The organism is Ekhidna sp. ABH4_415 (assembly GCF_056161305.1).
Genome location: NZ_JBSWYW010000003.1, coordinates 45,164 through 69,600 on the forward strand (window position 1 = coordinate 45,164; position 24,437 = coordinate 69,600).

Below are 24,437 nucleotides of genomic sequence, written 5' to 3' on the forward strand. Positions count from 1 at the left end.
AAAGCACCCGGATATTCCGGGTGCTTTTGCTTTATGGAATATCGACAACCTTTTCAAGCTTGATTTCAAGTAGTTTATCGATCTGTTCCGGCTCATCAACATATTGAGTGACAGATTTGGTATCCACTTCCGCCACGATTAGTTGACCGATCTCTTCATGGACATTTTTATAGATTCCTCTGCGAGCCATTCCCTCACATTGTTTCACGTTATCCTCCGTCGGTGTGAGGTAGTGCACTACATTGGATTTAAATCGGTTCAAAAGGAAGATGTGCAGCAGCGTCATTAGGCGCTTCTTTCTATACTTTGGCTCCAGCGTATTTTGATCCCGAATAGACAAAATGGTTTGTTTGTTTCGATCCATCAAAGAGCTAAAAATGACATTGCTGATCACCTTTTCATCTTTCAAAACAAGCAATTCCAGTACATTGGATCCTGGATTTTGAGGTCTTAGTTTTACCTTAAATTCCCCCTGTACTTCATTGATTTTAGCCCAGCTTTGCACCCATTCATTCACAACCTTAACCGGTAATTCAGTATTTACAAGATGCTGGAATTGCGTTGATCCTTTGCCCATGGCCTTTGTAGTGGCTGTTCTGCCAGAGGAGGCTGCTAGCGCTCCATCCATGCGTGGACCGCCCACATGAGATTGTGGGGTTTTATATGGAGAGTCGAGCAACCTGAATTTTCGCTGCACTTTGGCAAGAGCCACCATGCCTTCAGACAATAGTGAGTTTGAAAATTCATCGGCAGCCAGCCCATCTATTTGATGCCCTCCGTAGGTAATGAAATTGAATACAAATCCCATTTTGCCCAGTTCCTCAGGGAAGACCTTCATTTCTTCCTCGGTCATTCCGGTGGAATCCCAATTGAAAGAAGGAGAAAGATTGTATGCCAGCATCATATTAGGATACACCTCATGGATAGCTTCTGCGAATTGTCTGGCATCCTCCAAGTCAGCAGTTTTGGTTTCCATCCATAAAATATCAGCAAAAGGTGCTACTGCTAATGATTTTGCAATAGCAAAAGGGATGCCCCCTCGTACCTGATAGTAGCCCTCAGGAGATCGCATTACCTCACAATCCCAGTTGAATGAAATGCCGAGAGATGAACAAAAGGCTTTGATCTCCTGAAATGACATCCCTTTCAAGGATTCCTTCCAATCTTCCTGAATGGAACCTTCTAACCCTTCTTTTAAACCAAGCTCGATTGCCTCCTGTGCCGCCTCGGACATAGTCATCACAGCTGCTTCTTTTTCCCATGTTTCCACAGTTTTGGCCAGTATTTCATCAAACTGGGACTCAAGTAAAAAGGCATGATCCGTACGCAGTTGGGTCAATTTTTCGTCAATGAAATCCAATACTCCAACCTGATCAAGCCAATGTATTGTCTCCTCTTTCACAAGACTGGCAGCATACAGTTCATGACCATGCACAGGCACTCCCTTTTGTCTTAAGGCTGCATGTAATGCCAGGATCACTGATTTGTAGGACGGAATGTCTGGATTGGTTGCCCCAAGAACAAAAGGCTGGTCGCGCTCATCGCTAATAGACTCCAATAAAGTAGCGGCTTCTGCGTCAGTCCGTGCCACGATGATCCCCTCAACACGCATTACATCCAGTTGAAATCGGGCAGCATTCAATCGCTTGATCTGCTCATCGCATGGAACCAGCACTTTACCACCCTGGTGACCGCACTTTTTCGTTCCGGGCTTTTGATCCTCGATGTGATAGCCTGGAACGCCGGCTTCCACAAATCTTCGAATAAGATTTCTCACCTGAGCATCACCTCCATGCCCGGTATCAGCATCTGCAATGATGTAGGGGGAATAGTCAATCATGGGGATTTCCTCCCTTTCTGCTTCATTTAATTTATATCTGCTGAACGTTTGATTCTTATCTGCAGCCAGCAACGCACGTACTATGGAAGCAGCCTCATTCGGAACCTGACTTAGGGGATAGCTTGCAAGATCAGCACCTGGATCCTCGTCGGCTGATCCTTTAGCTGAAGTAGCCCACCCACCAAGATAGATGCCCTCAATTCCACTGCGTTTCATCATCACTGCCTGGCTTGGCGAGTAAGGTCCAAAGGTGGTAATGGGCTTATTCTGGTTGAATAGTTCGCGCAATCGTTCATAAAAATTATGGGCGGCTGCCTTGGCTACCGAATAGTCATTGTAAATCGTACCTTGCTGCTCTGCTACCTGCCTGGCAGTATACAGCCTTTTCACCCCCTCAAACCTGGGCGAGTTGAAGAAAGCTTCTGCTTCCAATACCGCCGCATTCATTGTTGATGCTTCATTTTTCATAGTTGTAGAATTAAATAGTTACTAGCGTGTCCTGATTGGCAGTAATGCGCTGACCTGACACCTTAAATTCATTGTAATAAGTATCGACTCGTTCGCGAGCTACACTTAGGTTTTCGTTATTGAGGTTCAGGTTTAGCAAATCGATAAACCAGGGGGCCTTCACCGGGTCAGTGACAAACCTCTCAACGATCAGTTTAGAGATGGGTAATGTTGTTTTTTTCGACTCCTCATGAACATCTTTATGATTGGCATGAAGGAGTTTTTCATACTCTTCATCTAGCAATTGATTGAATATTTTCTTAGTAAAAGAATCACCAGCTGATAACCATGGAGATTGGTCGGATTCTGTAAGCTTGGCCTCCTTATGCAGCCACTCCCATAGCACGCTGACACGAATTTCTCCGGTGGCCATATCCTCCATTAGGTACAGGATGTCATCATCTATAAAGAAATCAGCCGGCTTGAGTGCTGCTGCCTGAAAGCCCTGTAAGAAGGCATTTCCGTATTGCAGTGCAACACTCAGTAGATTTCTGGCTCCTCGGATCGTACGAGGTGCATCCACTAATTGGATTAGTTTTTTCTGATCTTCTTCTGTGTATGTAAGCTCCCCAAATGACTTGCCTAGCTGATTATCCTCACCAACCTTTTCCCAAACGGGCCGAATGATATGCACCATCTTCCAGTGAGCTACCCATTTGCCGGATGCGCCGGCACTTTGTTCTCTTTTGGCACCAGCAAGTGCTTTTTCCATCCCTGACTCAATTCCTTTTTCACTGCCTACAGGAATGTTTGGTTCCATGCCTCCCTGCCAGAGTGCAAAATTTCCATTTTGATCAGGGGTGTTCACAGCCTTCCTTACCCGGTCTTCGTATGCAGCCATGTAGGGGTAGGTCATGCTGATTGCTTCGATATTAGGGTTGATAAAATCAGGAATACCAGCCATGGCATCAGCCATACTGTTGATGTAGTCCCAGCGCCCGGTATTAAACCCGACGAAATGCGGACTTAATGCAGCCCTAATTTCCATTAGCTGGAAGGTTGCTTCTAATTGCTCCACCAGAACATATGCCTTGATACTTCCAACCTCTAAACCAAGATGATTTTCAAGCTCTGTGATTATTTTGTTCCAAAAGGCAGCCTCTTTTGCTGTTTGAATCTTTGGCAAGTACACCACGATGGATCTGCCTTGCCGCTGTAGCTCTTCATAATTATTTACTACATACAATGTGAGGTCTGTGATAGAAGCTGAAAAGGAGTCGCCGTTTTCCATGGTAATGTGACGGTCGTCCAGATGAAGTCCTCTGGCTCTGAAAATAATGGTGGTAAGAGTCAATTGCTTCTGCACATTATCGACAATTGTTTTACCCAAAAAATCTTTTGACCAGTTGTTCATCTCTTGTGCTACTTGTTCGGCAGCTTTTAAGAAGACAGGGTCTTGATGAATTGCCAGCTTTAGGTTTCGTTGGTTGTCCAGAGACATTGATTTGATTTGACCCAAGGCATCTTCCCCATCAAACATCCATCCATCTGCTCCCGAGAGCAGGGCATAGGCAACATTCCTGATACTACTTTCAAGTGTGGCGTTTGGTTTTGCTGCCGGTCCTGTTCCCTGTATCCATTGTCGTTGAAGATCATGCGGTATTTCAGAGCCATTGAATCGACCTGCTCTGGCATCCGCCACAGATAAGCCAGTGTTACCAATTTGTGATTTCTCGTCCGGAAACTGAATAAGCGTTCCATTTTCAATGCGCTTTTTTCTGCGCTCATTCCGCTCGGACATGAGTTCCTTTTGATCAGCATTCAGGTGGCTGAGAGCTTCCAGTGTATTCAGAACCCGGTCAGTATAAATATCTGAATATGCAGCCAGGTAATCAGGTGTGATGTGTGTAGATGACATAAGATGAATTTTTCGTAAATATATGAAATATATCTAATAGCGGAAATTCCGCTAATAATATTTTTTACTCTTCGCTGATTACCTTTGACGTTTCAAACACAGGTATGATTTCAGATAATGACATTGTGAAGCTCATTTTGGGCTTCAAAATCAAGCATCTAAGACTAAAAAAAGGGATATCCTATCAGGCGCTCTCTGAACAAACGGGGCTGTCTGTTTCCTATCTGAATGATATTGAAAAAGGAAAAAAATATCCCAAGCCCGACAAGATTCGAGCTCTAGCCACAGCGTTTGGTATGGATTACGATGACCTGATCAGCACAAAGGCGGATAAAAAATTATTGCCAGTCATTGAGCTTCTCAACTCCGGTTTTTTTAAATACTTCCCGACTGAAGAATTTGGTTTCAATGTTGAGAAAATCATTGATGTATTCAGTAACGCTCCGGATCGGATTAGTGCATTTATAAGCACCATTCTTAAAATGGTGCGTAGCTATCAGATAGAAAAGGAACATTTTTATCGTGTAGCGCTTCGGAGCTATCAGGACATGCATGAAAACTATTTTGAAGACTTAGAATCTGCAGCTCAGGAATTTCATAAGGAGACCAAGTTGACGGCAGTGCCTAGTATTGAATCGCTTACAGCTATTCTTCAAAAGAAGTTTTCTGTAGAATTGGATGCCCAAACCCTTGTCAAGAATGATAAATTAAAGATGTTCCGTTCGTATTATTCTTCTGAGAGAAAAACGCTCTACCTTAATGAGAATCTAAACGATGAACAAAAGCGATTCATTTTAGCCAAAGAGATTGGATTCCACTATTTGAATCTTTCAGAACGTCCCTACGAAACCAACCTCAATAAGGAAGCCTCCTTTGAGAAGCTCCTGAGCAACTTCAAAGCTTCTTATTTCGGTGCGGCTGTTTTAATGGAGGCTGATGATTTTGTAAAAGAGATAGAAAAAGTTGCTGTAAGCACAAAATGGAAGCCGGAGTTAATTCAGTCCTTGATTTCCAAGTATAAGGTAACACCAGAGACGTTACTCCAGCGGATGACCAACATTTTGCCAAAGTATTTTGGCATTGACAATCTTTTCTTCATTCGATTGGATGGGAGGGAAGGACTGATTGATTATCAAATCACCAAGGAGCTACATCTTTCCGGATTGCATCAGCCCTATCAAAATCAACTATCTGAGCACTTATGTCATAGATGGGTTTCGATTAGCAGTATAAAAAATCTCCAAACACAAAAGCAACCATATTACATTGACGCTCAGATTTCTGAGTATTGGCAAACGGACAATGCTTATTTCTGTATTTCAATTGCACAGCCCAGTCGCTTTGATAACCAAAATGGGAGCAGTGTGACCATCGGACTTTCAATGAATGAATCACTGAGAGGAGCATTTAATTTTATCAAGGATCCCAAACTGAGAAGACGCACCGTGCACACTACATGTGAAAGATGTTCCATTTCTGATTGCGAGCATCGTGTAGCACCACCTATTATCGTCGACAGGCATAAGCTGGAGGAAAATCTGGAATACGAGCTTAAAAAGTTATAATAGAAAATAACCTGCTTCATTTTTCTCGTCAGCTATTACTTCCTTGGATTATGTTTTAATAAACACAATAGCTTTTTTACCTTTTAGGCTTAAACTGAAGATACGATGGGAAATAAGATACAGACACTTTCTGGATATATTCATGAGTACCAAAAAAGCGTTCTGCAACCTGAGGAATTCTGGTCAAGAATCGCTGATTCTTTTTATTGGAAGAAACCGTGGACAAAAACACTGGAATGGGATTTTGAAGGCCCGGATCTAAAGTGGTTTCTTGACGGCAAACTAAATATCACTGAAAATATTCTGGATCGTCACTTGTTTACCAAAGGGGACGACCCGGCAATCATTTGGGAACCCAATGAACCTGGTGATGAACATAAAGTGATCAGCTACAGGGAGCTTTATGAAATGACATGCCAGTTTTCAAATGCGCTGGTTTCAAATGGAGTAAAAAAAGGGGACAGGGTTATTATTTACATGCCGATGGTGCCCGAAGCTGCTATTGCAATGCTGGCTTGTGCACGGGTGGGAGCTGTTCATTCTGTCGTTTTTGCTGGTTTTTCATCAACATCTCTTGCCGATCGCATCAATGACTGTGAAGCAAAGGTGGTTTTGACTTCAGATGGAAATTATCGTGGTGCTAAGCAAATCCCAGTTAAAGCGGTAGTTGACGAAGCTTTAGAAAAAACCTCGTCCATTGAGAAGGTCATTGTGCTAAACCGAACGGGTGATAAAGTAGACATGAAAGAGGGGAGGGACATTTGGTGGCACGATGCTATTGAAGGTCAGTATAAAGAGTTTAAGGCTGTGGAGATGGACTCAGAAGACATGTTGTTCATCCTATACACTTCTGGATCTACTGGTAAGCCAAAGGGTGTAGTTCATACCTGTGGAGGGTACATGGTCTACTCTTATTATTCGTTTCTCAATGTCTTCCAGTACTCGCAAGGTGATGTTTACTGGTGTACGGCAGATGTAGGTTGGATCACGGGCCATTCATATATTGTTTATGGACCACTTCTCGCAGGAGCAACTACTCTGATGTTTGAAGGGGTACCAACCTACCCAAATGCAGGAAGGTTTTGGGAGATTGTAGACAAATACAAGGTCAATCAATTTTATACTGCACCTACAGCTATTCGAGCATTACAGGCTTTTGGCCTTGAACCATTGGAGCCGTACTCTCTGGAATCGCTCAAGGTAATTGGTTCGGTAGGGGAACCCATTAACGAGGAGGCCTGGCATTGGTACCATGACCACATTGGAAAAGGTAAATGTCCGCTGGTAGATACCTGGTGGCAAACAGAAACAGGAGGGATCATGATTTCAGCGTTGGCAGGAATTACACCCAATAAGCCTGCACATGCCTCACTTCCTCTTCCAGGGATTCAACCTGTTATTGTAGATGCGGAAGGCAATGAATTGCATGGAAATAATGTGGAAGGAAATTTATGCATCAAATTCCCATGGCCCTCCATGCTTCGAACTACTTATGGTGATCATGAACGATGCAGGCAAACCTATTTCTCAACATATAAAGGGATGTACTTTACCGGAGATGGAGCGAAAAGAGATCATGATGGGTATCTGAGAATCCTTGGTAGAGTGGATGATGTGATCAATGTTTCCGGGCACAGAATGGGCACTGCTGAAGTGGAAAACGCTATTAATGAACACCCTAAAGTAGTGGAGTCAGCGGTTGTTGGTTTTCCTCATGATGTAAAAGGTCAGGGTATCTATGCATATGTGATCTGCGACATGAAAGGAAGAACTGAGGAAAACCTTAAGAAAGAAATCAAGGAAACCGTTCGAAAGATCATTGGTCCCATTGCAACCCCCGATGAGGTTCAAATCGTGCCAGGCTTACCGAAAACCAGATCTGGTAAAATTATGCGTCGAATCTTGAGAAAGGTGGCTAGTAAAGATATTTCCAATATGGGAGATACTTCAACACTGCTAAACCCTGAGGTAGTTGAAGAGATTATTGAAGGAGCTGGATTGAAATAGATTACTCCTCATCTAGATTCATTTTGTCCAGATCCTCATCAGGTGTATTTATTTTGGAGATAACTTCATTGTTAAGGTATTTTTCAAATCCTATATAATACGCGGTAGCAATGATGATCCCTATGAGAGATCCGGCCATGATATCGATTAGGAAATGCTGAGCCAGGTAAACACGTGAAAGGGCTGTTAGGCATGCCAACGTAAGCAAAAGCAAAGAGTAGCTATTATTTTGGAGTATGAGTGCGATGAATGTAGCTAATGCAAATGCTGCCATTGCATGCCCCGATGGAAACGAATTTAAATCGAGCATATATACACCTTCTACTTTCGATAAAATCTCCTGTCCTTCAAAAAATAAAGATGGTCTAGGTGTGTCCGGGAAGACAACAAATTTGAAGAGTGACGAGACAAGGCTAACCCCAATTCCTACCATGGATAGAATTAATCCATACCGTCTCTTAAGAAAGACCAGTAACAATATAACGGCTATAAAAAAGTAGACACTTCCTGTGTAGGTCCAGTATTTAAAGAAAAAGTCCCAAATAGGGTTGTGAAGACTATTGAGCCAAATAACAAAGTCTCCGTGACTTTGGTAGGAATAAAAAATGACCGAAAGACCAAAAAGACACAGGTAGGAAATGTAAAACGATCTGGTATTTCTTAAACGATTAATCATGCGCTAACGCAAGATATACAGTTTACCGAATCCATGCTTAAAAGCCCGGTCGGCACTTGTGGATCTGCGCTCCAGGGCATTTCCGTTTGAGTTAATAAATACTTTGTAGAAGTACACTCCATTAGCTAATTGATCACCAAACTCATCCCTGCCATCCCATGCATAGCTGGTAATGTTATTTCCAATTCTAATGGGACCAATTTCATCTTGAGTGATTTCTCTGACCACTCTGCCTGAAACGGTCATGATTTGAATTCTAATCTGATCCGGAATTTCACTACCCGTCAGTGTAAATACAAAACGACAGCTCGTTGAAAACGGGTTTGGATACGGATAAAAATGCGTAACTGTTGATTCATTGATAACCTCAAAATTGATCTCATATGGTTCTGTACCAGCGGCATTTCCTGACTCATCTTCTGCCTGAATGCGAATCGCATGCATCCCATCGTCCAGCGGGCCCGGCTGGTATTCCATTTGAAAATCCTGTGTCTCATTAGCCAATGTATAGGTGAGTCTGGGATCAGAAAAATTCACCCGTTGAAACTGGCTACTTTCCCCAGGAAGTTTTAAGGAAATATTGATTCCGGTCGTGTCAGACTTATTCACAAACGGGTTGTCATCCCTCATTTTCACTACAATATTAGGATTCGGTGAGACGATATCACCATCCAGAATGTGATACCCATCAAAAGTGACATCTAATATCGGGTTGGTTTCATCTGCCTGCACCTCGATCAGGTTGGTTAAAGTCAGTCTGTTGTTAGATGAGTAAGCCTCATTTTCATTTGGCATCACTTCCACAACCATACTATTCATACCGTCCATATTGAATGAAGGAAATGCAACTGAGAAAGAAGTGGTATCTCCTACATTTGGCGGGCCTATATTAAAATTTGATTCATCAATATTTCCTGTTTGTTGATTGACCAGTGTAGCCATCACGGTGAGAGAGTCATTGAAGTTGATGTTTGACGGATTATAAAAGAAGAAATCTCGTGTGATTTCAGCTCCTTCCAATACAGAGGTCTGCTCTTTCCCGTTTGGCAAGAGAATTCCTTCCGGTGGATATTCATAATTAACCTCCCAGAAATTCAACTGCGATGGAGTTTGATCGGTCTCATCGTTAAAAGTAAATAAAAGCTCAAGCTGAGGATACAAGACAGGATCCGTAGCGGCAATGTCAATTGATTCCGCACGCGCTCTGGATTCCAGCGTGGTTAAATTCCCATTCTGATCTACACCATATACATCTATGGTAATGTTATCATTCACTTCTTCCGTGACGTTATAAGAAAACTCCTCCCAGTTTCTGGCAGGCCCGATTCGTCTGCTTCTAATTTTGCCACTTACAAATTTTCCTTCTACATCATCCTGTAAGTCAATACTCTGCTCACGAACCGGAGTGGCAGAGCCATTGTTAGTAACTGCTATTGCTGAACCAGGCGGATCACCTTTTTTACCAAAAAAGATTACAGGCTGACCGTCAACGAGACCGTAAGCATCAGAATCTACGCCAACAGAATTTAACGTGTTCTTTACTTCCATGTCCCAATTGGAATAATCGACATTTCCAATGTTGAACAACACGATTGGATCCCCAACTCGCATGTTATCCACTAAGACCTGAAGCCTTCTTTCTACACCTAACATATCCTGCTCCCTAAATTGATAAATTCGTTGAGGGAGGCGTCCACACACTTCACGGTTGAAAACATCAATCTCAGTTGTTTCAATCGGTCGATAAGGATCTCCACTTTCTTTATCGAAAGCGATAGCGTTGAAGGTATTGGTTTCGCACGTTGGGTCAATGGTATTAGAGGTTACAAAAAAGTCTAAACCACCAATGATTGCCTCCATGTCATCATAGGTGTAAGTGGCATTATCCACTCCAAAGGTGAAAATGTCTATAGGGGTGGTAGTCTCAATAAACTCCCACCGGTTTGTCAATTGATTGTACTGAATGCCGGTAACCACAGATTTCTCTACCTGTTCAGGATCATATTGCCCCCAGCCCTCCTCAATGTTATTTATCAACGTAAAGGAAGACACCACCCACTCGTTGGTTTCCTCAGGACCTGGGTTTGAAAACCGGGTTCTCCAGTAGATGGTCGATGAATCAGGAAGGGAAAAAGCAGAGAAATCAAATGATTGAGAAAGAAGCACCTCACCAGAGACTGTGAATTGCCGATTGTTAGGTCCGTTGAAATCTGGTTGCGTATCAAGTTCCAAATTATAAGACCGCTCATCTTCCAGTAAGTTGCTCGATTGCCAAACGAACTCAACTTGCGAGTTTGATTGGGTTCCATTATCAATAGGGTAGAGATTGACCGTATTCCCACTGAAGATAGATACCTCCAGAGTAGCTGAATTATTGGTTTCATTCAATTCTTGCACAGAGTCTTTAGGGTCAAGCAGAACAGTGAAAAGGTTCAGCCCATCATTGTTTCGGATGGGCTCCAGTGGAATATAAAATGATAAGGTATCTTGTCTCAGTGGTCTTTCGAATTCCTTAATATAAATCTCCTGACCTCCGTCGGCATAGGTTCTATTTACCTGCACAACCAGGGAGTCCTGAACTGTACGTCCAAAGTTTTTGACTATCATGTCAATTTTAAAAGAGTCCTGAGTTGATAAAATTTCTTGAGCTCCTATTGCTGAAGCGCTTAGTGAATTATTATCAATTTGATAATCCGGGTAGTCGGCACCAAAAACTCGATAGGCTGGATCTCCCTGCAAAGTCATTTGGTGGATTTGCGTGAGGTTAATATCACTCACACCATACTGGCTCAGATATCTTTTAGATACCTCTGACATCACGTTTCCAACCGACTCACCAATATAGACTTCATCACTAAAACCAAGCTCGTAAAAAAGATCGCTCCATCGTTCAAGTGTGGTAGCAATTGCAACATCTGAATGTGCAATAAATCCAACTGCTCCTAATTCTGGTGTATTTAGCCAGTCTTCTCCGAAAGTGAAATTAGTACCAAAAATTTCCCCCGCCTTACATCCATTAACCAGGAAAATGGGGTATTTGCCCTTATTGGAAAACCCAAATGATGGATCACTCACACGACCAATTTCTATGTCAGTAACAGTACCGCTGGAATGGCCAAAGAACGTGATGTACCCAACCCCCTGGTTTACACGATCTGTTACGTCTACATACTCTACTGCTTCACTGGTTTCCTTACCTGTATTAAAGGCTCGCCCACCAATGAAGTCTTTTTCAAGAACATCTGTAAACTCCTGTACAATGCCGATGAAGTTTGATATTTCTTGTTGGTTTATACCTCCGCTCAGCTGGAGAAAGTCCTTACGGAATAGATCATCGAAAGGGAGTGCTTCCATTTCCATTATTTTATTCAGATAGGCTGTAACGTCTGCTGTAGTGAAGGCATTTATACGTCCGATTGGGATTCCTGGCAAATCAGGATTCGAATCGATTCCTAATGTGAACATGAGGTCACTGCCGGGTAGCCCATAGGTTGGTACGTTTACATCCGTTTGTGCGCCTCGGTAATAGTTATAATTCAGCGTGAACCCCTTCCCGATGATGAATACATTTTCAATTGGGTTTTGATTGTTTGCGTCAATGATGAAATTTCGAATGGCTAATGGCGAAGGATCACCATAGCTGTACAGGTTATACAAATCATCAATATTACCAATCTGAACATTAAATGAACCGCCGGCTATTGATTCCCGATAATTCTCATAGTCGGCTACCGGATCTCCATTGGTTCTTAAATCAGGATGCGTTACAATTAAGTAATCCTTATTAGACAAATCGTAGCTTGGTAGATTGACAGCCTCAATGACTGGCACTGAAAGTGGGGTGGTGACAGCTAATACCTGCTGTCCGTCGGAAGCATCTGGAATTACAGCCTCTACTCGATCAGAAAAGTTTGTAGTCGCAATTCGGATGGAGTTATAAGGATCAGAAATATCAAATACACGTGTACCTGATGCGTTAGTCGTCGCAATTTGCATCCAGGCTTTTGCTCCTGCAGGACTGGATAGTGTAAATACCTTGTTTTCGTTTGAGCCTACCTGAATCGTTTGAGGGTATTTCAGGCGCATGTAGGCGATGGAGATTCGCTCTGAGATGTCAGGATAGCCTACCGCAGTAGCTCGTACCACAAACTCACCTCCGCCTCCAATGCTTGAACTTGCTACCGAACCTGAGTAAAACTCTTTTCCCCACCCATCGAATTCAACATTATCCATAACACCCAGGGAGCTGGTGTTTGGCCCGATACTGATTTCCACATTATGACTCAAACTATTACCACCAATGATGACTGTTTCCAGCACAGGGTTTATTCCTGACGATTCATAATTAACCAGATTAAAATCAAAATCTTTGAATGCGTTCTTAGATTGAAAATTCCCTGTCCATCCTTCTCCATCGTCGTACTTGCTAAGACTGAATGCTGAGCCTGATCCGAACCTGACCCCTGGAGCGTAATTCGTAGTAAAAAGCTGAATGGTATCTTCGATGTGATAAGGTTCAGGAGAAAGCCCAGTGGTATTTTTGTCTGACGAAAAGGCCATCCGTTTGCCATTTTCACTGCCTAACTTATAAGTAAGAAAATAGCTCGCGGTATCCGAGAAGAGGTTATAAAGCATATGAGGTTGATCACCGTCCTCATAAAGTGGACTATCGCTTGTTCCATCATTCTTCTGTCCATAGAATTCCAGATAGTTTATGGTTCCATCTCCATTTGTATTTACATTCAGTGCTACTTCTTCGCCTCTTCTAAAAAGTTGTATTCTATTAGATGGGACAGTTGCAATTGGAAAACCGATGGCCTGAAGCTCCTCCTGAGTGACTCGGTAAAATCCATCCTCAGCGATTTTTAGTTTGTAGTAGGATTGAGTGAAATCAATCCATTCATTTCCTACCTGACCGAGGGAGGTGAATCCACAGAGAATAAATATCGCTATGAGTTTATTTCTCCACATTGAAATCCACTTTTACTGAAAAAACATGTGAAAAAAGGCCAGGGGCCAAATCACCAATATCTGTCAATGCATAATCGATGGTCAGCTCTTTGATATTTACTCCTACACCTAAATTAGGCTGAAAGGTCCATGAAGTAGATCCATCAAAATCTTTGATCTGCTGAAATTGATTGATACCAAATCGAAGAAAGGCCAATTTCTTATAATCAAATTCCACACCTGCCTTGGGATCAATAGAAAGAAGATTGGTTTTGATAAGTGTATTCCTTTTTCCATCGAAGGTCATATCTAAATCTACAGATGCCATAACACCAAATTTTTCAGTGATTACAAAATCCCTTGAACCGCCGATGATCAATCGTGGCAAAGTGATCTCAACGGAATTTACCGGCACGTCATTTCCTGTAAGCGCATAAATTTCTTCGACTTCAGCAGCATTGTGAGACCAGGCATTGAATGTGCCTAACATGTCTCTGGCCACAAAACCCAGTTTCCACTGCTTAATTTGTTTTTGCGCTCCTATATCAAAACCAAAACCCCATGCTTTGGAAAAGTTGCCGACAGTTCTGTGAATCACTTTCAAATTACCACCTGCGTCAATTCCTCCGAAAAAGGGCAACTTCCGAGCATATGAGACAAGGAATCCATAATCTGCTGACGAAAAAAATTCAATATTGTCATAATTGATCGAACCATTTACATCAACCAGAAATCGGGTATCTGGAATATCATCAACGGCAAAGCGGATAATTGAAATAGCAATTTTGCTTTCATCGTCAACGGACGTAGCAAAGCCAGCATAGTCGTAATTTGCCAATCCCCCGAAGTAAGATGAATGCATTAGTGCCAGCTCATGAGAGTTTTCCATTTTGTTTAGCCCCGCAGGATTCCAATAACCTGCGGTAACATCATCAATGAAAGAAATTCCGGTAAACCCCATGGCGAAAGAGCGGGCACTCACACCAATATTCATAAATTCGTTGCTGTACTTTGGGGTATTATCTCGGGTACTGCCATCAGTCTGGGCCAAACCGACACTTCTTATTAAACACAAAATGCTGACTAGCAGATACCTCATAAGATTCGAATCAACAGCAATTTAGCCATAGCTAAGCGATTGATGTGAACGTCATTCGTTGAATATTAGCTTATAAACGACAAAGAGGCATGAATTGCATTTACATAACAAATCGAATAATAAATATTGATATATAAAGAATATATAACCTTTGGTAGAATTTTTCGTCTAGTACTTGGCCATACAAAGTACCTTTACGTATATAGCACTGAAACCTATCCATGCATAATGAAAAGTTTGACTTGAAATAAGCGTAAAAAATGAATATTGAAAACACACAAGTTCAGATGAGAAAAGGGATCCTGGAGTTTTGCATTTTGCACATCATCTCTAGGGGAGAGGTTTATGCTTCCGATCTGCTGGAAGAATTGACTTCCGCCAAGATCATGGTGGTAGAGGGGACGCTCTATCCACTGCTAACCCGCTTGCGAAAAGCTGGACTGGCAGACTATAAATGGGTAGAGTCTAAATCTGGCCCTCCTCGGAAATACTACACACTGACGAAAGAGGGTGAGCAATTCCTTGAAGGTCTGGATGTAACCTGGAACGAACTGGTCAACTCCACCAAAAAAATCATCGCGAACAAAAACACGAAGAAGAAATCATGAAAAAGAATATAAGTATCAACATTGGCGGTATCATATTCCACATCGAAGAAGATGGATATGATAAACTGAAAAACTACCTCGACTCAGTCAATAAGTACTTTTCTTCTTTTGAAGACAGCAAAGAAATCATTGACGATATAGAGGGAAGAATCGCTGAAATTTTTCTTTCCAAACTGGACGAAGGCAAGCAAATCATCACAAAAGAAGATGTGAATGACCTGATTGCCACTATGGGAACCACGAAAGATTTTGAGGAATCAATTGCTCCAGATCCAGATGAAAAAGCTGAAAAGGCAGAAGAGAAGCAGGAGCAAGGTAAAGAAGAAAAGCAGGAAGAGGAGCCTAAAAGTGCTTATGAAAGGGCCAAGCGACTTTATCGGGACAATAAGCGTAAGGTGATTGGTGGAGTAGCTGCAGGTATCGCCAATTATTTCGGCATTGATCCCATTTGGGTTCGTCTGCTTATGCTTGCCTTCCTTTTCAATATCTTTTTCTGGGGACTTAGCGGATTTACATTCCTGGCTTACATCATCCTATGGATAGCCGTGCCTGGTAGTGATAAACTGGAAGATGATAAAGCGATTAAAAAGCTGTTCAGAAGTACAGATGATCGTGTGCTCGGTGGAGTTGCTGGGGGTATCGCATCATATTTTGGTACTGATCCAGTTGTGATTCGGGTAATATTTGTTGTCTCGATTTTCCTTGGAGGTGCAGGCCTCTTGGTATATCTGATCATGTGGATCATAACCCCGGAGGCGAAATCCATCACAGAAAAAATGCAGATGCAGGGTGAACCTGTCACCATTTCCAACATTGAGGAGAATGTGAAGAAAAGTCTGAATGTGAAAGAAGGGGAGGAGAACGTGTTTGTAAAAATTTTACTTTTCCCTTTCCGATTGATTGCGATGATTTTCAAGGCGCTTGGTGAAATTTTAGGACCGTTGCTGAAGTTTAGTGTGGAGGCACTTCGCATTGCGGTTGGAGTATTTCTGGTATTTCTTGGCTTTGTATTGATGGTCTGCTTTACTATTTCATTGGCAGTGCTTTTAGGTGTTGGAGGAGCCATGGAATCCTGGGTGCACTTTGGAGATTTCCCGGCGCGTGAGCTCTTTAGTTCGGTGAGTACGATAGCAATCGTTTCATGCTACATCACTTCGATGGTACCTTCACTTGCCCTGTTGCTGGTTGGTCTGGTGGTCATCTTGAAGAAGAAAGTGACCAATGCGTTTGTGGCTTGGGGCATGTTTGGCTTGTGGCTGCTTGGTTTGGTTGGCTTGGCTATATCTGTTCCAACGATCATCAGAAACTATAGCGTGGAGAGTACTTTCAAAGAAGAACAAACTTTCGCTGTTAATGATGGTGTGGCAGAGCTTAAACTCAATGATCTTGATTGGGATACATACAACACCGTAGATCTGAAAATCAGAGGGCATGAAGATACAACAGCTTATCTACTGGAGACGGAATTTGATGCCCGGGGATATTCACGAGAGAATGCCCGAGAAAATGGCGAGGCTGTTGATTACAATGTCACTCAGGAAGGGAACGTGATTTACTTTGATTCGGAAATCACGTTTGGTGATGCACCATTTAGATTTCAGGATGTTTCCGCAACCTTCTACATTCCGTATGGCAAGGTGTTTAAAATGGACTATGATCTACGGGATATCCTAAGAAACACCCTTTGGATTCATGGCTATGATGCCGGCGATCTGGGAGATAATGAGTGGGTGTTTAATGAAAGTGGATTGGAATGTCTCACCTGCTCTGAGACAAGTAGAAAATCTTATAACCGAGGGGCGTATGGTTCTGATTCACAAGAATATCAGTTTACTGATTTCGACGAAGTAGAACTGATCTCACTATTTGATTTTGAAATTACCCAGGGGGACGACTATGCAGTAAGACTAGAAGGTGACGATGACGATCTTGATGAGGTCTACCTTAGCCAAAGTGGTGACGAACTGGAAATCAGGTTTGGTAGAAATACCGATTGGTGGAAAAACAGGAAACGAAAGGATAAGATCAAAATATTCATCCGAATGCCTGAGCTCGAATACCTTCGGGCCACTGGTGCGTGTGTAGGTGAAGTAAGAGGCTTTTCTGCTTCAGAGATGACATTTGATATTGAAGGAGCATCGGACGTTTGGGCTGATGTGAATGTTGACTACTTTCAAGTGGATCTGACCGGAGCTTCTGAGCTTACCCTAATTGGGGATGGAGAAGATCTGAAAGCTGACCTGGTAGGAGCGTCTGAACTGGATGCGTTTAATTTCATCGTGGATGATGCGGACATAACCGCTTCAGGGGCATCTTCGGCTAAAGTGTATGTGAAAAATGAACTGGAGGCGGATGCTTCTGGCGCCAGCAAGGTACGATACCGTGGAAATGCACGAGTTTCTTCAGATAGTAACGGACTCAGCTCAATAAAAAGAGACTAAAGAACATCTAAACTGGTCGCGAGTCAACTAACTGGCTCTGTTCATTTAGGTTTTGGTTCCCCTGCTTTTGGTCGAGCAGGGGATTTTTATTGAGGGTCAAGCGAATAAGCTAACGGCTTTCCACCGAACAAAACCTTTGTTTTAGCCCAGGTATCTTCAAACAGTTCAGAGTGCCTGTATTTTTCCAGGTCATCCTCACTTTCCCATTTGCTGAATGTGTAATAGACATGATCTAGTTTGGCATCCTTACAAAGTTCCAGGTGATTACACCCGGGAAACGTAGAAATCTTCTCTTTGACTGTCTCAAACAAATCCAAAAAGTCATTCACTTTCTCCGGATCGAAATCCATTCGTACAATTCGTATCAGCATAATTAAGCGTTTGCAAATTCAATGAGTACAGGTGAATCAACAGACAACCCCAACAGTTCAGAGGCATTGCCTTTATTTATTCCAATTTGAAGTTGACCTGATGAGTTAAACATCACATAGCAATCGCCGGACTCCACATCGCTGAAATAGCTATGCAAGCCTTGAAATTGTTCCCTCCCAAATCGAATAGCATATCTCACTCCAGCCCCGTTTATCTCCAGTATTTTATCAAATGCTGATTTGTTGATATTGGTGATCAGGTTGCCATAGTGATCAACCGTAACGATATGGCCAGCAATTTCTCGTTTCGTCACCTTAAGCTGTCGGGCATATAGCTCGGTCATGCTATCCGCAATTTCTCCCACATCTTTCAATGACTTTCCGTTTGCCAGCCTCAGTGCAACTTTAGCCAGAACGTCCTTCGCGGGGAAGGTAGATTGCCCGTTTTCCAGGAAAGCGATGGCGTCAGGTTTCTTTTCTGAAATAAGACTGAAAATCCCGGAATCAAACCCTACAAACAGATGCCCGTCTATTTCCACGGCCAATGCTTTTGATTTTCCCCTCATTGCGTCTACAGCCACAATATGAACCGTTTTCTCCGGAAAATCCTTGTATACATTACGGAGAACATTGGCAGCATGTGAGATGTCAAACGGACGGATATCATGGGTAATGTCAGTGACAGGTTGGTTGGGCGATTCAGACACAATAGCGGCCTTCACTGCAGCCACGTAGTGGTCTACCGTCCCGAAATCAGACATGAAGGTGATTAACGCCATTTGAGGGAATTCAGCTTACATTTGTTGTCACAAAGCTATATATTTTACTCACACAGTGAGGTTTAAAAACGGGTGTGTTTGTTACAAAAAACACGCTATTTGATAGGTGATGAAAGTATGGTGTTCCAATAGTCATTTACCTTTGTATAATTAACAGAATATCGATTGCTGGAAAAAATAATTACACTTGAAAACGTTTCCCTGGTAGACTTTCTGGGGGTTGAAAACCAAAACATTAAAACCATTGCAACGGCTTTTCCTGATAGCAAGATTGTGAGCCGTGGGAATGAAATCCGCATCAAGGGGTCTGCTCCACAGATTTTAAAGATCAACGAAATACTGAATTCACTGCTTGCTCATTATCACGAATATGGCAAAGTGACCACAGAAAACGTTAAAGATTTTGTGGACAATGAGGAAAATACGATAGAGGCGGATAAAAACTCTGCAGTTTTGGTGCACGGGACAAGTGGGTTTAGAATCGCACCAAAGACAGTCAATCAGAAAAAGCTGGTGGCTGAAGTGGAGCAAAATGACCTGGTTTTTGCCATCGGGCCGGCAGGTACAGGTAAAACGTATATTTCTGTGGCACTGGCTGTTAGGGCGTTAAAAAACAAAGAGGTAAAAAAAATCATCATAACCCGTCCGGCAGTGGAGGCGGGTGAAAATCTCGGGTTTCTTCCCGGAGATCTGAAAGAAAAGATAGACCCGTATCTACGGCCCATTTATGATGCATTGCGAGATATGATCCCTGCTGAAAAGCTTCGTTACTACCAGGAGAATGGGGTAGTTGAAATCGCCCCGCTGGCCTACATGCGTGGGCGTACACTCAACGATGCATATGTCTTGCTGGATGAAGCACAGAATACCACACCCATGCAGATCAAGATGTTTTTGACTCGAATGGGGCCTCAATCGAAAGTGATAATAACTGGCGATCAGTCACAGATAGATCTTCCGAAGAAGCAAATTTCAGGTTTGATTGAAACGATGAAGGTGCTAAAAGATGTGAACGGGATCGGGTTTGTCACCTTAGACGACAGGGATGTGGTGAGACATAAACTGGTAAAAGCAATCATAAAAGCCTACAATAAGTATGACGTTCAGAGTGATTCCGGCAAAAAGTGAGGAGCTGAAAGAAAAATTGTTCGCGATCCGTGAAGAAGTGTTTGTCGTGGAACAACACGTAGCCGCTGATGAAGAGTTTGATGAGTATGAAGATGAATCGCATCACTTTGTGGCACTCGATGAAAATGAAAATCCCGTTGGGGCTGCTCGCTGGAGATACACAGATAAAGGAATTAAGCTGGAACGATTCGCAGCAAAAAAAATATGGCGTGGAAAGGGTCTAGGAACGGCCATCGTAAAAACTGTAATGGAAGATATTTCTGCAAAGGCAAAATCAGGGACCTATTTGTATCTACATGCACAATTACCTGCCGTACCTCTTTATACAAAGTTTGGTTTCCAAACCAAAGGTGATCAGTTTGAAGAGTGCGGAATCATGCACTACCTGATGTGGCGGGAGTTGTGACCTAATCCTCCCTCAACTTAACCTCTCCGCTACTCACCCAGATTGACTTCACTTCTTTGATCTCCAGATTAGGCTCCTTGATGGTTTCCATGAATTTGAAGCTTACAGTAGCTTTTTCATCTGTCAGGGATAAAATCATGTATCCATGATCGCGCATATTGTTCCATTTCAGATGTGGGTTGATGGCTGAATTGACAATTCTTTGCTCGTGCAAAAGCACCAGGCTATCGGAAAAGCTTTCGTTTGAGTTAGCGGAATTGATAGACGTAGTGCCAAACTCTACCGCAAATGCTCCATTACCAGTAGCTTGATCATATTCAGTAAATGGCTTATTGGTAGCCTCAAAAGCCCATGCCGTGTGCGTATCTCCAGTTACAATAATCACATCATCCAGCTCCTTCATTACGTCTGCAATCAGTTGTTGCTCGATTGGATACCCATCCCATGAGTCAAGGTTGATACTGAAAGTCTCCAGACCCCAGTTCAGGTATGAAAAGATTACCTGATTGCCGATAACTTTCCATTGCCCATCAGACCCACGTAGCTGTGCAATCAGCCAGTTTCTTTGTTCTGCACCGAGCATCGTTCGGGAAGAGTCTGCCAGCGAAGGATCACTCAAACTATCTGCGATATAGGTTCTACCGGCCAGTCGTTCATCCAGCATAATCAGATCTGCTAAATTTCCATATTCAAACTTTCGATAGTGTTTGTCTTCCTCACGAATGGGAATCCATTCATAGTAAACCTGCCGTGCTATTGCCTTACGGTTTGCGTAGCTACCTTCACCTTCCTGATGATTTTGTGCTCCATCTTTATACGAGTTGTTGGCTATTTCATGATCATCCCAAATGTTGATAAACGGATGATTGGCATGGGCTGCAATCAAGTCTTTATCCAACCGATATTGTGAGTATCGCAACCGATACTCCTTCAAACTTATAATTTCTTTAGCCGGGATATGCTTTCTATTGAGTGTGGTATCACCATATCCTCCCGGGGCATATTCATAGATGTAATCACCCAGATGGATGATTGCATCTAATTCTTCCCGGGCGATTGCTCCATATGAATTAAAGTACCCCCATTCGTAATTGCTGCAGCTTACCACCCCAAACCTAACTTCATCGGGATTGGAAGAGGCGATTTTTGTTCTTCCAATCATGGAGCTTTTGCCAAGGGCATGAAAACGATAGTAATAATACGTTCCCGATTCAAGCCCATCAACATCAACTTTTACCGTATAGTCTTTAGCTGGATCGGTGGAAACTGTTCCTGTTCCTATGATCTCCTTAAAGTTTTCATCTTTCGCCATTTCCCAAGCCACATCGATATCGGGAATTGAATCTGTCGGTGTTACCCTCGTCCAAATGATCACCTGATCGTACAATGGATCACCCGAAGCAACTCCATGATAAAAAGGAGCCATGGTGCTGTCCCTTAAATGTGACGTTTCTTCAATAAGCGGAGGGTATTTCTCCGGCTGAGTGCAGTGATTCAGCAATATCAGGAGGACAATAGGGCGTAGGTATTTCATCACTATGAATGTTTAAGAAGATAAAATCACTGAATGAATCCAGCGGGAAAGTAAGATTATTCAATCATGATGGAAATTACTACTTCATATCAAAAAATACCCCTAATGAATAGGAAGGACTGGCGAAAATCAGGGAAGCGCTTAAAACTGATCCGTAAGCTGCTGAGACACCAATTTTGTCAGTGATGTACCCGGCTATTTCATAAGTTGTGGAAATATATTCCGTGTTGTTTGCAAATACGGTAGCTCCGTCACTGGTAGCATCTGAGGGATCACCATTTTTGAAGGATTCCACACCATCTATTCGAACGATCGTCCAGATCTTATTATCTAAAAACCCTGCCCCAGCTTCAAAGCCAAATCTTGCTTCATCTGAAAATCCTTTTGTTCTGTTATTATACCCTGCGTAGATGTTAGCGTAGGCATTTACCTTTCCGATAGGGAATGATCTACTTAGATCAAATCGCATGAGCTGATTGAACTCACCATCCCCGGTTTGCAGAGAACCGTCAGATCCTCCGGAATTATCACCTAGTGGTAGTCCCAGCAAAAATGTATAGGCCAGCGCAAATTGGCTGCCCGGTTTGTTTATACGAAACTTGAATGCAATATCTGTATCTCCAATTCCGGAAATGGATTCCTGGTCGTTAGCAGATTTGCTAAATGGAAGATTCATTATTACTGTTAGCTTGTCATTGAGGCCATACTCTGCATAAATAGATGTGTTGAAAATCCCCTCCTGTGGAGAGGTCTGAGTATTTCCATCAAACGTGTATACTTTGGCAGCACTGACCCACCAATGTGACACTTTGTAATATCCGGTTCCTTTTTGCTTAACCCATCCACCACCAGCCAGGGCCAGATTTGATATCAGTGCGGTTAAAATCAGGAGTGTGAAAGATCTTTTCATATGCTTATTTGTTTATGGATATACTTTCATTTCCAAGAAGGATTGGTTGATTAAAACGTCCGTCTTCATCGCGGTTTTCCAGGTTAAGCACACCTCTTGGGCATACTGCAGAACAAACCCCACATCCCACACAGCTGGAACGAATAATATTTTGACCTCTTTGTGCATACCATCGAACATCAATACCCATTTCACAATACGTAGAACAGTTGCCACATGAGATGCATTGTCCACCATTCGTTGTGATTCTAAACTTTGATTTGAATCGCTGAACTAGCCCCAGGTATGCAGCAAGCGGACATCCAAACCGGCACCACACCCGATTACCCATTAGTGGATAGAATCCAGTACCCACTACACCAGAAAAGATGGAGCCGATCATAAAACCGTAAACCGTCCGAATATTTCCGCTTGAAAACCCGAAGTTATCGCCATCTACAGGCATGTATTTGGCAAAAACAGAAACCTCACTCAGAATAATGCCGATTGCAAAAAAACCAGCGATTCCAATGACCACATTTCGAACTTTTTTGCCTGACATGGCTGGGTAATATTTTCTGTGAAGCACATATAATGCAGTTCCAACGAGTGCAACAGCTCCCAGAACGATCCATTTATTGAATGAGAAATAGAAGTCTCCTCCGAAGTAGTTGTAAAGAACAAGACCTGTCATGATAATGGCGAATACGAGCACACCATGAACCAGGTAGCGTTCGATCTGCCATGCTTCGGTGGATTTATCAGAAAGTTGTCGGAACGGGTCTCCAGCGGTTTCGGCTAAGCCACCACATCCACATACCCAGCTGCAGTACCATCTTTTTCCAAAGAAGTAAACAAAGACAGGCACACCTACTATGAATAATGTAATGCCCCAAGTCAACATGAAGATGCCTAGTCCGCCTGCTGAAGTCAGTGTATTGATGTGCCACGCATCAAAGAAGTCATAATCCAGCGGCCACATGTTTTTGAAATCGAAATAGGGCTGGTTGAGTCTGACTAAAATTTCTGGTATCAGGAAGGCAAAGGCTAGCTGGAAGAACATGACCGAACAGGTACGGAAGATTTGGTACTTGCTGTGGCGGTATTTGATGATCATTCGTACGCCCATGACAAGCACAGCAAATGTGTAAAGGAAGCCATACAAAAACCATTGACTTGAGGAGGCAGACGGATTAATCCACTTTTGAAGTGGATCTACGATGATGATCCAATTGGTAATGTAAGCTGGGAAGAAATAGAGCAAAATGTAGAAGCCGATTAACAATGCTCCTGTTAGTATCCCCATCCATCCACGATTGTTCAGAGCATTGCGGAAAATGTGATTGTTTTTGATGCCAGGAGGCCCATTCAATTTAACCTGTGGAATGATGAATATAAGGGCCCCAATCGCGCCCTTTACATAAATTAGAACAAACATCAGAAGTTTATTATTCGGAACAAATCCTGATACTGATGCTCTGGCCAATGATCCGGCATAATCTTCATAAATAACCTTGTCCCACTCCTGATTGGCTCTTGCTTCTGCATTGACCGTTTCCACAGCTCTTTTGATGTCTTTCACAAATGGAACGCTGAGGTTATAAGATTTTTCAAACATCGGCTCCAGTTCCGGTTTTAACTTCTCCTGATGAGTTTCTTTGACAATCATCTCGAAGCTCTCTTCACTCAAAGTGAAGCTGGACATGTAGAAGCTGCCTAGAAATAACCCCAGTGAAAAGAGGAATAATAAGAGTCCGGTATATCTGATTGCTTTCATAT

General features: G+C 42.7%; 16 protein-coding genes. 6 read left to right on the forward strand and 10 right to left on the reverse strand.

Annotation, left to right across the window (positions count from 1 at the left end):
- Positions 1-31 precede the first annotated feature (31 nt).
- The gene (locus tag ACXAH9_RS05500) at positions 32-2,308 is read right to left on the reverse strand and encodes an isocitrate lyase/phosphoenolpyruvate mutase family protein (protein WP_474893859.1); all 2,277 of its coding nucleotides are present in this window, start codon (positions 2,306-2,308) and stop codon (positions 32-34) included.
- Between the two features lie 10 nt (positions 2,309-2,318).
- Entirely contained in the window at positions 2,319-4,205 is a 1,887-nt protein-coding gene (locus ACXAH9_RS05505; RefSeq protein ID WP_474893860.1) for a malate synthase, read from the reverse strand.
- Positions 4,206-4,309: 104 nt separating this feature from the next.
- Between ACXAH9_RS05505 and ACXAH9_RS05510 the strand changes: the two genes are divergently transcribed.
- A complete protein-coding gene (locus ACXAH9_RS05510; RefSeq protein ID WP_474893861.1) occupies positions 4,310-5,770 on the forward strand; it encodes a helix-turn-helix domain-containing protein in 1,461 nt (486 codons plus the stop codon).
- 105 nt (positions 5,771-5,875) lie between these two features.
- Positions 5,876-7,777 (forward strand): acetate--CoA ligase, encoded by a 1,902-nt coding sequence (gene acs / locus ACXAH9_RS05515; RefSeq protein WP_474893862.1) that lies wholly within the window; start codon positions 5,876-5,878, stop codon positions 7,775-7,777.
- Position 7,778: 1 nt separating this feature from the next.
- Here acs and ACXAH9_RS05520 read toward each other — a convergent pair whose 3' ends face one another.
- The 3 genes from ACXAH9_RS05520 to ACXAH9_RS05530 are packed head-to-tail and all read right to left on the reverse strand — an operon-like array spanning position 7,779 to position 14,502.
- Complete coding sequence (locus ACXAH9_RS05520; RefSeq protein WP_474893863.1) at positions 7,779-8,453, reverse strand: phosphatase PAP2 family protein; 675 nt, start codon at positions 8,451-8,453, stop codon at positions 7,779-7,781.
- A gap of 3 nt (positions 8,454-8,456) precedes the next feature.
- Complete coding sequence (gene porU2, locus ACXAH9_RS05525) at positions 8,457-13,424, reverse strand: putative type IX secretion system sortase PorU2 (protein WP_474893864.1); 4,968 nt, start codon at positions 13,422-13,424, stop codon at positions 8,457-8,459.
- Entirely contained in the window at positions 13,411-14,502 is a 1,092-nt protein-coding gene (locus tag ACXAH9_RS05530; protein ID WP_474893865.1) for a putative type IX sorting system protein PorV2, read from the reverse strand. Before ACXAH9_RS05530 ends, porU2 begins: the two co-directional genes overlap by 14 nt.
- Positions 14,503-14,762: 260 nt before the next feature.
- Between ACXAH9_RS05530 and ACXAH9_RS05535 the strand changes: the two genes are divergently transcribed.
- Both ACXAH9_RS05535 and ACXAH9_RS05540 read left to right on the forward strand, forming a co-directional pair.
- Entirely contained in the window at positions 14,763-15,110 is a 348-nt protein-coding gene (locus tag ACXAH9_RS05535) for a PadR family transcriptional regulator (protein WP_349563546.1), read from the forward strand.
- Positions 15,107-17,551, forward strand: a complete 2,445-nt coding sequence (locus ACXAH9_RS05540; protein ID WP_474893866.1) for a PspC domain-containing protein — start codon at positions 15,107-15,109, stop codon at positions 17,549-17,551. Before ACXAH9_RS05535 ends, ACXAH9_RS05540 begins: the two co-directional genes overlap by 4 nt.
- An 86-nt stretch (positions 17,552-17,637) precedes the next feature.
- Here ACXAH9_RS05540 and ACXAH9_RS05545 read toward each other — a convergent pair whose 3' ends face one another.
- Entirely contained in the window at positions 17,638-17,922 is a 285-nt protein-coding gene (locus ACXAH9_RS05545; RefSeq protein WP_474893867.1) for a putative quinol monooxygenase, read from the reverse strand.
- Between the two features lie 2 nt (positions 17,923-17,924).
- Positions 17,925-18,701 carry an SAM hydrolase/SAM-dependent halogenase family protein gene (locus ACXAH9_RS05550; RefSeq protein ID WP_474893868.1) on the reverse strand — a complete coding sequence of 259 codons (777 nt, stop codon included), beginning with the start codon at positions 18,699-18,701 and terminating at the stop codon, positions 17,925-17,927.
- Between the two features lie 165 nt (positions 18,702-18,866).
- Here ACXAH9_RS05550 and ACXAH9_RS05555 point away from each other — a divergent pair, with 165 nt between their 5' ends.
- The gene (locus ACXAH9_RS05555) at positions 18,867-19,829 is read left to right on the forward strand and encodes a PhoH family protein (RefSeq protein ID WP_474893869.1); all 963 of its coding nucleotides are present in this window, start codon (positions 18,867-18,869) and stop codon (positions 19,827-19,829) included.
- Positions 19,798-20,235: a GNAT family N-acetyltransferase gene (locus ACXAH9_RS05560; protein ID WP_474893870.1), complete on the forward strand. Its 438-nt coding sequence runs from the start codon at positions 19,798-19,800 to the stop codon at positions 20,233-20,235. The genes ACXAH9_RS05555 and ACXAH9_RS05560 overlap by 32 nt, the downstream gene beginning before the upstream one ends.
- Position 20,236: 1 nt before the next feature.
- On the opposite strand, the gene ACXAH9_RS05565 is transcribed toward ACXAH9_RS05560, so the two are convergent.
- From ACXAH9_RS05565 to ACXAH9_RS05575, 3 genes are all read right to left on the reverse strand, one after another.
- Complete coding sequence (locus ACXAH9_RS05565) at positions 20,237-21,769, reverse strand: alkaline phosphatase D family protein (RefSeq protein WP_474893871.1); 1,533 nt, start codon at positions 21,767-21,769, stop codon at positions 20,237-20,239.
- A 79-nt stretch (positions 21,770-21,848) separates the two neighbouring features.
- Positions 21,849-22,679, reverse strand: a complete 831-nt coding sequence (locus ACXAH9_RS05570; RefSeq protein WP_474893872.1) for a hypothetical protein — start codon at positions 22,677-22,679, stop codon at positions 21,849-21,851.
- A gap of 4 nt (positions 22,680-22,683) precedes the next feature.
- A complete protein-coding gene (locus ACXAH9_RS05575) occupies positions 22,684-24,435 on the reverse strand; it encodes a 4Fe-4S binding protein (protein WP_474893873.1) in 1,752 nt (583 codons plus the stop codon).
- Between the last annotated feature and the right edge of the window lie 2 nt (positions 24,436-24,437).